Raw genomic sequence first — 12,652 nt, forward strand, 5'->3', positions numbered from 1 at the left:
CATAAATATCCGCAGTAGATTATTGATAGATTATACATGTAACATCCGTATTAATTTTTTTGCACAAGTCTCAAGAGTATAACCTGATAATAATATGTGTAATATGAGTTACAAAATGCGTAATATTAAGAACTAACATCTTCAAAATTGCGTAATTAAGCTAAGCTAAAGGTGGTATGATAATTGCAGTTAAACATTAAAGGCATGCCAATACAACAGGTAAAACAGAGATTATTACAGGTTGCTTTTCTGGCAAAGATGGGGTTTCGCCTTATTATCAGAAGACAGCTTACTGTAAAAAAGCTAATAAACCTATTCCAAAACATGTTTTACGGTGCACTGCGAATCCCGCGCACTACCGGATACCCATCCCTGATACAGGTGGACATTAATAATATCTGTAATCTGAAATGTACAGCCTGCCCGACAGGTTTAAGGGAACAGGCTACGCAAACAGGTCAGATGAACATATCTTCATTTAAAAATATGATTGATGAGGTAAAGGACCATGTTTTTTTGATTATTCTTTATAATTCCGGTGAACCATTTCTTCATCCGGATGCCTTTGAGCTTATTCAATATGCAGTATCCAACGGAGTAGCTGTAATGACAAGTTCAAACGGGCATCTGATAAATTCTGATGAAAAGGCAGAACGGCTTGTTAAGGCCGGACTTGATACTTTGATTATCTCTGTTTCAGGAACGACTCAGGATATTTATTCAAAGTATCATGTTGGAGGAGAGTGTGACACTGTATTTTCAAATATTAAACGGATTGTTAATGCTAAAAATAGGCTTCACAGCGGAACTCCGAGGATAATTTTAAGGTATCTTGTTTTCGACCACAATTTGAAAGATACGAGTAAAGTTAAGGGGTTGGCTAAGGAGCTGGGCGTTGATCAATACCATTTAAGGTTAGCTTGCAAAGAGCTTAAATTTGCTAACGATTCAGAAACCTCAGCCGAAACAGGTTACACTGTTAATCATGATGATAATGGAAATACAAAAAATAAGAATCACTGTTACTGGCTCTGGATGCTTCCGGTTGTAAACTATGATGGGAATGTGATCCCATGCTGTCACATTAATCTTTCCCCGCCTGTACTTGGGAATGTCTTTAATGGGAGCTCCCTATCCGAAGTTTGGTCAGGTAAAAAATATTCAGATTTCAGAAGGAAGATACTGCATGCGAAGAATGATATTAATGCCTGCAGAAATTGTGTATCTTTCCCGGGCTTTCAGGATAAATTTAATGAACAACAGGAATTTGTTATACAACTTTCCAGATCACGAAAAAGGGAAAAGAAGAATATTGAGACCGCCAAATATTGAATATGGAGGTAGTTAATTGAAGATGATGTACAGTGGAAAACCTAAGATATTTATAATAGGGATTGATGGAGGTACTTTTGATCTTATTGAGCCGTGGGTAAATGAAGGACTTCTTCCTAATTTTGCAAGATTGATGAAAGAAGGCTATTGGGGAAATCTTGAATCCACAATGCCCCCGATAACTGCCCCTGCATGGACATCCTTTATGACAGGTAAAAATCCGGGCAAGCATGGACTGTTCCATTTTATAGAACCCGAGCCTGGACGTTATGAGATGCGGTACACAAATGCACTTTCAAGAAGGGCAAAAACATTATGGGCGATTCTCAATGAAGCGGGTTTGAGTACAGGTGTGTTTAATGTACCTATGACATATCCGCCTGAGAAGTTGAATGGTTACTGTATTTCCGGATTGGATGCACCGGAAGAAAGCAGCAGGATATTTTATCCGGAATCATTGTATAAAGAGTTACAAAAAACATTTAACCGCAAAAAACTCGGTTTTCTTGGTGTTCAGTTTTTGGGTGAAACAAGGTCCGACAACAAGCGTGATCAGTTTATCAAACGTTCTATGGAGGTTGAGGACTTTAAGACAGATATGATACTCCACTTAATGGAGACACACCCTACGGATGTTGTTATGATGGTATTTCGTGCAACTGATCATTTTCAGCATCTGTTTTGGCATTTTATGGATCCTGCTCACCCGCGTTTTGACGCTGTTGGAGCAATAAAATATAACAATGCAATACTTAAAATTTATCAGAATGTGGATATGAATATACAACGAATATTATCTTCTCTTTCAGATGATACATCTGTTGTCATGCTGTCAGATCATGGGGCAGGTGCAACGCCGCAGCGTGTTTTTTATGTTAATAGATTCCTGCAGGAAATAGGAATGCTTCATCTCAAGGGCGGCAATAATAGAGATGCCGGTTTAATTAATTATGGTGTTAAAAAAATGGATAAGGTTCTTCGAACTTTTCTACCTTCAGATACAAAGGCAACGCTTGTGAATAATTTCCCTACTCTGAGGAGGAAATGGGAAGAACGTTCTACTCTTTTTTCTTCTATAGACTGGTCAAAGACAAGGGCATATTGTCATGAAGTGTTAACCAACCCTTCGAATATTTGTATAAATGTAAAAGGAAAGATGCCTGAGGGTATTGTAAATCCTGGGAAAGAATACAAAGAAATAATTGAAAATATACGTGAACAACTCTACTCTCTGAAAGAGCCAAGGAGCAATGAACAGGTTATAAAAAAGGTTTATACAAAAGAAGAACTCTACAATGGCCCTTATTTAGAAGAAGCTCCTGATCTTACTCTTGCATGGTGGGAGGAAAATTCCTTTGTAGGGAGACCAAGTTTCGGAGTAACTTGCAAAGGTTCAGTGGATTATGTGGAGGATAAAATATCCACTGGAACTGAGTGGAGCGGCACCCACAAGATGAATGGGGTATTTCTTCTAAAAGGACCTGGATTTAAAAAAGATACAGGCAAATATAACGCAAGTATTATGGACCTGACTCCAACACTTTTATATAGAATGGGTGTTCCGGTACCGAGAGATATGGACGGCAGGGTCTTAAAAGAGGCTTTCACAGATGATTTTATATCGTCCAATCCGGTTAAATACTCAGATAACAGCGGTTCTCAGTTTGAACAACAGGAAGTGACTTATGAAGATGATGAGGCTGAGATGGTGAAAGCCAGGCTCAGAGACCTTGGATATGTGCAGTAAAATTGTGTAGAGACAGGGTACATGGTTTTATTCCCCCTCCCTTGACTGGAGGGGGTTAGGGGGAGGGTGAGCTATGGAGATTTTCGGATGAATAAGTTACTAATCATTGGCCTTGATGGCGGTACATTCGATTTAATAAAGCCCTGGGCAGGGAATGGGAAACTTCCCAATCTTTCGAGATTATTAAATGAAGGCGTACATGCAAGGTTGAACAGCACTATCCCTCCGATGACATTTCCTGCATGGAATACATTTATGACAGGAAAGAATCCCGGGAAACATGGTGTTTATGATTTTACAGAGCGTAAACAGGGGAGCTATGAGGTACAGTTTGTAAATGGAGGGATGAGAAGAAGCAAGACCATCTGGCAGATTATGAATGAAGCAGGTAAGAATGTCGGTATAATGGCAGTACCTGCAACTTATCCGCCGGAAGAGGTCAAACATTTTATGATCAGCGGGTTTGATACTCCTGGTATGACATCCCCTAAAGGCAAAGCCACATCAATGTATCCTCAGGAACTATTTGAGGAGTTAAACAAAGAGGTTGGGGAATATGTTGTTACATCAAATGTTCACGGAGATATTGCAAAGGGTAACCTGGATATTGCAGAACAAAAAATCCTTGCAACAATTGAGAGAAAGGCGGCAAATGCCAAATATCTTTATAAGAAATATCAGCCCAACTGTTTCATGATTGTTTTTGGTGAGACAGATTTAGTGAGCCACAGTTTCTGGCATTTCTATGACCCTCGTTCTCCTCTTCATAATAAAGGTGAAGGTAGAAAATACAAGGATACTATACTTCATATTTATGAGAAGGTGGATGAAAAGATCGGCGAACTCTTATCCATGTCTTCAAAAGATACCGTGGTTATGATTATGTCGGACCATGGATTTGGAGGGAGCGGGAATAAGGCAGTTTATCTTAACAATTGGCTGGCAGAAAATGGATTACTTGCTTTCAGGGATACGTCTTATTCATCAATGAAAAATGACCTGCTTCAGGGGGTTAAACGTGCAGGGATAAAGTTCGTTCCGGCCAAATTAAAGGGGATATTGATGCGCAGTAACTCAGTAAAATTTGTCAACAAGCTCGAATCCTCTTTAAGATTTTCACAAATAGAATGGTCCGGGACAATGGCATTTTCAGAAGAGACCCCTCATTTTCCTTCAATATGGGTAAATGTGAGAGGAAGGGACCCTGAAGGGATAGTAGCGCCGGGTGCAGAATATGAGAAAGTAAGAGATGAGATTATTCAGAAACTTTATAGTTTTAAAGATCCGTATACATGTCAGCCTGTAGTCAATAAGGCATATCGCAGGGAAGAGGTTTATAAAGGGAATTATACTCAAAAGTCCCCGGATATTGTGATTGATTGGGCACTGACTGAAGGCTATACCTATCTCAGTGAACAGAGTAAGCCGAACAAGTTCAATGAATCTATAAGAAAACTAAGCCCATCGGAAGTTCATACTGCGAGGTTCGGGAGCCACCGTCAGCATGGCATCTTTATACTGCACGGAGGTCCGATTAAAAGAAACTTAGAGATTACAAATGCTAATATTGCAGACCTTGCCCCCACTGCCCTCTATTTACTTGACATCCCTGTGCCTGATGATATGGATGGGGTTGTCCTGAAGGATGCCATCAAAAAGGATTATATAACAGATCATCCATTGAAAATTGTAAACAACACCGGCGATTCTAACATTGAAAAAGATCCTGCAGGATATTCACAGGATGAAGAAGATGCAGTCAGGGATCGTCTTGCTGATATGGGTTACATATAAAAATGAGGTCTGCTGAGTGCATGGTGAAGTGGAAAAAGTCATAAAGGCCGTCCGATTAAACCCTCAAATCCTTGTTCACTTGAATATTATTAAAGAGGTGCTCTAATGAAGAATGGTCTCTCAGTTGCTATGGTTGTTGCATCCCCTTTTCCTGCCAATCATGGTACCCCCGGCAGTATAAAAGAGATGGTGGATGCCCTAATGAAACTTGGACATAATATCCATCTTGTCACATATCATCAGGGTGAAAAGGATATTAATATTGATGGAGTGAATATCCACCGGATACCATTTCCAGGATTCAGCAGAAATATAAAGGTAGGGCCTACTTTTGATAAACCATTCCTTGATATTTTACTTGCCCATAAACTTTTACAGGTGGTCAGGAGCGAGAATATAGACCTGGTACATGCACATAATTATGAAGGACTTCTTTCTGCTGTTGTTGCAAGACCGTTTATTAAGAAACCGGTAATTTACCATGCTATTAATACAATGAGCGATGAATTGCCGTCCTACAATTTTATCCGCCCTAAGGTACTGGCTGTGGCACTTGCAAGGATGCTTGATAAAAGTGTTCCGGTCAGGGCAGATCATCTGATTGCTATCTCTTCAGAGTTAAAGGATTTCCTGGTTAACGAAGGTGTGCGTAAAGAGAAGATTAGCAGAATACCGCTCGGTGTTAACGGCGGAATATTCCTTAGGGGTAACAGACAGCAGATCAGAGATATGTACGGCATCGGCAGCAGGCCTCTCGTACTCTATACAGGACTGCTTAACTCATTTCAACGGCTTGATTACCTTGTGATTGCTATGAAACGTGTTGTTTCTCAGATTCCTGACGCTCTCCTGATGATTGTCCCGAATCTTCTTAATGGAAAGGAGTTGCAGGTACTAAACGATTTAATAGACCGGAACGGACTGGGAAAAAATGTTATAATTACTGACCGTGTCTCTTTCACAGAAATACCTGATTATCTTGCAGCAGCAGATGTTACAGCATTGCCGAGGCCTAATACACCCGGTTTTCCTGTAAAATTGCTGAATTATATGGCCGCAGGAAAAGCCATTGTATGTTTTACCGGTTCAGCAAAAGGATTAATAAACAGGGAGAGCGCCATAGTAGTAGATGACCACGATAGTAATGCTTTTGGAGAAGGGATTACTATCCTGCTGAAGGATAATGAACTTCGCGAGTATGTAGCACGGGGGGCGAGAGCACTCTTTTTCCGTGAATTTGACTGGAAAAATGTGGCAAAAAAGATTGACGGATTATATAATTATGTACTCACAAAGAAGGTTCCTGTAGACTTAAAAGATGCTATAAGCTATTATGACAGGAGAGATAATGGGCATAATGGTGAATCCAACATTACCCAAAATAGAAACGGCGACAGGAGAAAGTATCTTAAAAATATTGATTTTCCTGAACGGAGGAGGATAATACTTTTTGATTAATCTGAGGTGTATTAATGCGCAGTAAATGGTGGATTGCCGGAGGGATATTTGTTGCGGCAATACTTTTAATTTTATTTGTTATAATCCCTGTAGGTAAACGTAAGATTACAACTGATCCAAAGATGTCCAGAACGGTGCTTGGAAAGGTCCCTGTTGAGGTCGTTTCTGTTAAAGATTATAATATTGAGGATATAATCGGTGCAAGCGGTGAGATCAGGGAAATATCTACCATACATCTTTCTTCAAAGGTTTCTGCAAGGGTAAGAGGCGTATATGTAGACCTCGGAAGTATGGTAAAGACAGATCAGGTACTCCTTGATTTTGACACTACTCTTATAGAAGCAGGTCTTTTAAGCGCAAGAGATTTCGTAGGTAAGACTAAAATGGATCTTGATAACAAAAAGACCTTTCTTAGCAGAATCAGGGCATTATATGAAAAAGGTATTGTGGCGCTTGCGGAACTGGAGAGTGCAGAAAGTGATTATAAAGATGCTATTTACAATCATAGTGATGCACTATTTAAACTGCAGAAAGCTGAATCAGACCGCAGTAATGCAAAAGTAACTGCACCTGTGGCAGGTGTCATTATGGAACGTGCAATTAATCCTGGTGAAGTACCTGCTGCTAATCAAAGCCTTTTTACCATTGGACGTATTGACAATGTATTATTGGCTGCCAGGGTTTCACAGGACCGTGTAGGTGACATTTATAATGGACAGGAGGCAGAGGTCACATTTGATGCTTATCCTAATTTGATTTTAAAGGGGGTAATTGTAAAGATAGATCCTATGAGTGATTCCAAGACCAGGACATTTTCAGCCTTTGTAAAATTGAATAACCCGGGTCTTAAGTTAAAGCCGGGGCTGAGCGGTTTTGCAAGGATTAAGAAATCCATTAAAGGACTCGCTATACCGAGTATTGCTATTATTGCGCCTGTCGGTTCAGGAGAGGCAACAGTTTTTGTTGTAGATAAAGAATATGTTGTACATCTTAAAAGGGTAAGTCCCGGCGTTAGTTCCAATGGTATGACAGAGATACTCGGCGGTCTGCAAACAGGAGATACAGTTGTAACAGTTGGACAGCTTAATCTCAGAGATGGAGACAAGGTATCGCTGGATACAAAAAAAACACTTTCAATAAGTCGAAAATGAGATTCCTGAAGATAATAATTTTCTTCTTAATCCTCTTTCATTCCTCTTATGCCTTCCCGATTACATGTAATATTGAAGGTTATATAGAATTTGCACTTGAACATAATCCACAACTCAGGATAGAAAAGACAAGGGAGCATTATGCTGAGGGAGATTATGCTATACATGAGGCAGAGCAGAGACTTAGACTGAACTGGAAAGGAGAATTAGGGTATCTCAATGGTAAGCCTCCTTCCCCTTATTCACTGGTATCAGGCAGAACAGAAGATTCAATTAAAGTCAACGGTACGGATGGGTCATATTATAATACCGGTATTAGTTTAAACTTACCTCTTTATCAAAACGGGACATGGCTCGGTAAGGAATCTCCCTTAATCTCCGGCGCAAAATACAGGGTCGAAGAGTCTAAATATAAATACAATGTCATGGAAGAAGATATCCTCTATCGTGTAACAGGGCTTTACTATTCTGCCCTGAAGATTATGGAAGATATAAAAGTACAGGAGCTTCGCGATAAGGAATATGAAAGAGAATATAAGGCTAGGGAGGCAAGATTGCAGTTAGGCTTAATCACTCAAAGTGAGTTGTTTGATCTTGAGAGCAAATGGGTTGCAGCGGACCATGACCTCTTTCGTTCACGTCAGGCATTATCACTTCTGAAAAAAGAGCTTGCTTCTGTCATAGGTATTGATATGAATGAAGAAGTCATAATTGAACCGCCGTCAGATCTTATTCCTGACAGACCATCTCTGGAATCTCTGATAACTATTTCAGCAGAAAATCATCCGGCTATAAAATCTGTCCGGAGCTTTATTAAGCAAATAGAATCCGAGCTTGATCTTGTGAGAAAAGCAAAACAGCCGGTGCTTGATTTAAATATGTCTTACTCTCTTGGAGATGACTTTGGCCCGCCTATACATACCTACTGGACTACCTCGCTCAATGCAAGTGTGCCGCTCTTTGATTCCGGGTTAACAAGGGCAAAAGAGATGTCAGTGCAGTCAAAACTTAATGAAGCTCAGTTATTGTTACTACAACTCAGCAGGGAGACGATTCTTAATATCAACCGTCTGTATGGGAATATACTTGAAGTAGAAGACCGCATTTCCTATCTGGAAAAGGATATTGTTGTCGCAAGGCAGTCTCTTACACTTACTCAGGAAAGGGTTAAGGAACATCTTTCTCCTGAAAGCATAGTTCATGAGGCTGAACTCACTCTGGCAGAGAAAGAGAAACTCCTTGTTCAGGCACGATATGACTGGAGAATTGCCTTCAGTGAGTTAAGGAAAGAGGTTGGAGGTATGACAGCACCGGCCCGGTATAAGGAATAGTAATAATATATGGTTAGGAATTTATTAAACATTCTTGGGTTGATATTAATATACTATCCTTTCAGATGGATTTGTTCCTGCCTTTCATTTAGTAAAGCAATATATTTCGCTGAAGTTATTGCGATGATTCACTCAAAACTCAATGTTACCCCTGTACCGCAGATTAAAAAGGGTATTAATAGTATTATGGAGAACAGATGGTCTTCAAAACAGGTTAATGATGTTATTATTGCAAATCTGACTACAAGGTATATTCATCTTGTAGAGTTATTTCTTGCCGGCAGGGTTTCCGCAGATAATATAGATGTCAGGGTCAGTTCTATATGCGGACTTGAGCATCTTGATTCTGCCATAAAACTTAATAAGGGAGTAATTTTATTGAGTTTTCACTTAGGGTCCTACGGGATACCGCTTGCGGCCTTAGGATATAAAGGATATTCTTTATTTCAACATATAGTAGATTGGCAAGACACTCCATTAATAACACCGGATATACTCAAATATAAAGACAACACATTTTATCAACAGAATGCACCTTCTGATTTTTATCCGGGAAGATACATCGGGACTATTGAGAAGTCAATCCTTGGAATAAAAAAACGGTGTCATTCTTTTTTGCCTGTTAAGATGCTGTATCATAAAGAGAAACATTATGCAAGGAATCTATTGAGGTGTTTAGGAGAAAACAGCATACTTTCAATTATGGGTGATGGATCAAAGGGGTCGCGTTTTACTAATGTAGATTTTCTGGGAAAGAAGATTTCATTTTCAACAGGGCCTGCTTCTCTTGCGGCTATAACCGGCGCTGCAATACTGCCTGTATTTACAATCAGAGAGAATGATAGGAGACACAAGGTAATAATTCACTCACCTATATTTGTGAAAAGGAAGGATTCCGATTCAATAGAAGATGCTGTAGCCGCGTATACAGCACTACTTGAAAATTATGTAATGGAGTATCCAGGTCACTGGTATACATGGGATAGATTAACTGTAACGAGAGATTCAGCCGGCGAGGAGGTAATTCAGCCTGTTGTAAAGAAGAGTTTTTCTGATGAGACTATTTTGAGTCAGAATCCACCTATGAAACAGTCTCAACGTATAGCAAAGAATATTGTAACAGGAGTACTTGGTGAGGCATTAGGTGCAGTTCTACATCTCCTGACCATTGTGTCCATTGCCCGTTATCTTGGGACCTCCGGTTTTGGAGAATATGCATTTGTAATGGCATTTGTCGGTATTTTTGAGATTGCTGCCGACCTCGGCCTGCGCAATATTTTTATCAGAGAGATTGCTGTTGATAAGGAGAATGTATCCCGTCATCTCGGGATTATGAAATTGATGATATGGGCCTTTTCTATTTTATCTTTTTTATTGATTGTCATTATAATAAACATTGTATCTTCGTCACATGAAATTATTATATCCAGTTATATTGCAGGGCTTGCAGCCCTTTCTACATTTCATGCGGTGGGATACGGGGCTGTATGTCGAGCCTTTGAAGACATGGAATACAATGCCGTTGGTTTTACCTTACATAAAACCGTGCTCTTTGGATTGATCTCTCTTGCAATATGGTTTCATACCAATATGTCGCAGATGTTCTTCGCCTATCTAGGGGCAAATATATTTTTATGGATTTATTATTATTTGGTTGTAAGGTTTAAGTATGTAAAACCACGGATGATCTGGGATCCGAGAGGCGCATGGTACATGTTCAGGGAGGCTGTCCCGCTTGGAATTGCCGAAATTATCCGTAAGGTAACATGGCAGGTAGATACTATCATTCTTTCGATGATTAGTACCTCGACAGCGGTGGGCCTATTCAATGCTGCTTACAAGGTAATACAGGCGATTAATCTGATCCCGATTACTCTTGCCCATCCTCTATTTCCAATGTTTGCACGTCTGGGAAAAGAATCTCCCAGGAAGCTATTTGAGGCACATGACAAGGCTATAAAGATGTTATTCTCAATAGGGTTACCTATGGCAGTCATACTCACTGTTTATGCTGATTTGACGATAGCCCTTCTGTTCGGCCCTAAGTTCCATGACGCAGTACCTGCACTTCAGCTTATGAGTTGGGCACTGTTCTTTCTATTCCCGACATCGTTGTATGTTTATCTTTTTACCTCGATTGGAAAACAGAAATTATTTACCGTTGCCTCTTTCTCATGCCTCGGCATTAACATTCTTATAGATTTCCTGCTGATTCCATATATGAGCTTCATCGGGGCCTGTTTCGGTACGCTATTGTCAGAGGCGACACTATGCGGTGTTGGTGTTTATTTTATTCATAAAATGGGTCATAAAGTATCATGGTCCGGTATTGCAGGAAAACCTTTTATTGCAGGATTGTTATTAGTTGTTTTACTGTATTTCACAAGACACCTTCCGTTAATATGGCAGGTCTCAGGTTTTGTATCCGGAATGGGTGTATATGTATACGCGCTGTTTATTATGAATGTATTTTCAAAGAATGAGATAGATATGATTATCGAGGGTGCCTCTTTCGGTCTAAAGAAGGTCAGGACGTCTTCCATAATAAAATAAATAATGAAAAAAGCGGTTTTGATATTTGCAGTAATTTGCTTAATGGGGGCAAGCATACTCTCATGGTTCACCCCCCCGCTGATAAGTCCTGTTAATGGCTTTGATATTTCTCTTAGTCCGGTAGTATCTTTAAATACACATTCCTCCGTAATATCATCCTTTAGTATCCTGTTAATTATAATGGCTATAGGTGTTATCCTGAGTTTATGGTCATCATACTCGTATATAGTTTTTCATATTTCCATGGGGTGTATTTTCACAACACTGTATTTTATACTCAAGGCGGCCTTCCTTGACCATGTTTTTCTTGAGGATGTATTGTATTTACATCAACAGCATCTCAATATGATAAAATTTTCATCTATTCTTCCCGTTAATGTAGGGTTTGAACCCACGCTTGCCCCGCGTCTTTTGATTGATGGTCTTTTTACAAGAATATATGTTTTATTTTATTTCCTTTCTTATGGATGGTATCTGACCTTCATTACAGGGATTATGCTCTTATTTTATTGTTTCCGGAGTGTTAAAAATCCTGATAAAGGTAAAAGGGGTTTAAGGGCAGTTACACGTACAGTAATAATCTGGGGCTTTGCATTTATAGGAATAGTTGCTTATAGTGTAGCTCCTTATATTATCTCAGAGTATTATGTTATCAATGGTGATAAATATATGGAGGCAGGCAATCCTGTTATAGCAGAAAAGGCATATAGGAAGATACTTGATAGAAACGATATTTTTGATACGGACAGTGAATTCCAAAATCGTCTCGGTGTTATTGCCTTCTCCTTAGGCAAAAGAAATAATACTGAGTATCATTTCTACATGGGAAACCTGTATTCAGAACAGAGAAGGTATGATATGGCAGAATTTGAATATAAAAAGGCATTAGAATTGAGCAGCGGTGATATGCATAAACTTTTGATCCGGTCTCTGGAAGAACTATACAATGTAGCCGGTCTGATAGAGTACACCAGGGGAAACAGCAGTTATGGCGTACAAATGTGGGAGAAGGCCCAGCAGTTAAATCCTTCAGGGATTCAGACCTATTATTATTTATCAAAGGCGTACTATGATTCAGGAAATTATCAGAAGGCAATGAGCTATGGAGAAAAGTTTCTTTCACTTTCCGGAAACAATATCCTGAATTCCAATATTAATGCAACAATAGGTGATTGTTATTATAAACTGGGAGATCCTGTCAAGGGACGCACCTATTATGAGAAGGCAAAGGCTCTGGATTTATTCGGGAACTACAGGATATTGAAAAGTCTTGGGGGAACGTAAGT

8 protein-coding genes are annotated in these 12,652 nt (G+C 39.5%); all 8 read left to right on the forward strand.

Translation table 11 applies throughout. The features are described 5' to 3' along the window. Positions 1–204 precede the first annotated feature (204 nt). Complete coding sequence (locus HZA08_01145; protein MBI5192028.1) at positions 205–1,332, forward strand: SPASM domain-containing protein; 1,128 nt, start codon at positions 205–207, stop codon at positions 1,330–1,332. Between the two features lie 22 nt (positions 1,333–1,354). Beyond that, positions 1,355–3,079, forward strand: a complete 1,725-nt coding sequence (locus HZA08_01150) for an alkaline phosphatase family protein (protein MBI5192029.1) — start codon at positions 1,355–1,357, stop codon at positions 3,077–3,079. 66 nt (positions 3,080–3,145) lie between these two features. Further along, the gene (locus tag HZA08_01155; GenBank protein MBI5192030.1) at positions 3,146–4,873 is read left to right on the forward strand and encodes an alkaline phosphatase family protein; all 1,728 of its coding nucleotides are present in this window, start codon (positions 3,146–3,148) and stop codon (positions 4,871–4,873) included. 105 nt (positions 4,874–4,978) lie between these two features. Further along, positions 4,979–6,331, forward strand: coding sequence for a glycosyltransferase family 4 protein (locus tag HZA08_01160; GenBank protein ID MBI5192031.1), 1,353 nt, complete (start codon positions 4,979–4,981; stop codon positions 6,329–6,331). Positions 6,332–6,345: 14 nt separating this feature from the next. Beyond that, positions 6,346–7,482 carry an efflux RND transporter periplasmic adaptor subunit gene (locus HZA08_01165; protein MBI5192032.1) on the forward strand — a complete coding sequence of 379 codons (1,137 nt, stop codon included), beginning with the start codon at positions 6,346–6,348 and terminating at the stop codon, positions 7,480–7,482. After that, positions 7,479–8,813 carry a TolC family protein gene (locus tag HZA08_01170; protein ID MBI5192033.1) on the forward strand — a complete coding sequence of 445 codons (1,335 nt, stop codon included), beginning with the start codon at positions 7,479–7,481 and terminating at the stop codon, positions 8,811–8,813. Before HZA08_01165 ends, HZA08_01170 begins: the two co-directional genes overlap by 4 nt. 123 nt (positions 8,814–8,936) lie before the next feature. Then, positions 8,937–11,366 (forward strand): oligosaccharide flippase family protein, encoded by a 2,430-nt coding sequence (locus tag HZA08_01175; GenBank protein ID MBI5192034.1) that lies wholly within the window; start codon positions 8,937–8,939, stop codon positions 11,364–11,366. 3 nt (positions 11,367–11,369) lie between these two features. Beyond that, positions 11,370–12,650: a tetratricopeptide repeat protein gene (locus HZA08_01180; GenBank protein ID MBI5192035.1), complete on the forward strand. Its 1,281-nt coding sequence runs from the start codon at positions 11,370–11,372 to the stop codon at positions 12,648–12,650. The last annotated feature ends 2 nt before the right edge of the window (positions 12,651–12,652 follow it).

The sequence above is a fragment of the Nitrospirota bacterium genome (genome assembly GCA_016212215.1).
In the GTDB taxonomy this organism is placed as follows: domain Bacteria; phylum Nitrospirota; class 9FT-COMBO-42-15; order HDB-SIOI813; family HDB-SIOI813; genus JACRGV01.

Coding starts and splice junctions, on each gene's coding strand:
- HZA08_01145 (MBI5192028.1), top strand. CDS start 205: ATGCCAATACAACAGGTAAAACAGAGATTATTACAGGTTGCTTTTCTG.
- HZA08_01150 (MBI5192029.1), top strand. CDS start 1,355: ATGATGTACAGTGGAAAACCTAAGATATTTATAATAGGGATTGATGGA.
- HZA08_01160 (MBI5192031.1), top strand. CDS start 4,979: ATGAAGAATGGTCTCTCAGTTGCTATGGTTGTTGCATCCCCTTTTCCT.
- HZA08_01165 (MBI5192032.1), top strand. CDS start 6,346: ATGCGCAGTAAATGGTGGATTGCCGGAGGGATATTTGTTGCGGCAATA.
- HZA08_01170 (MBI5192033.1), top strand. CDS start 7,479: ATGAGATTCCTGAAGATAATAATTTTCTTCTTAATCCTCTTTCATTCC.
- HZA08_01175 (MBI5192034.1), top strand. CDS start 8,937: ATGATTCACTCAAAACTCAATGTTACCCCTGTACCGCAGATTAAAAAG.
- HZA08_01180 (MBI5192035.1), top strand. CDS start 11,370: ATGAAAAAAGCGGTTTTGATATTTGCAGTAATTTGCTTAATGGGGGCA.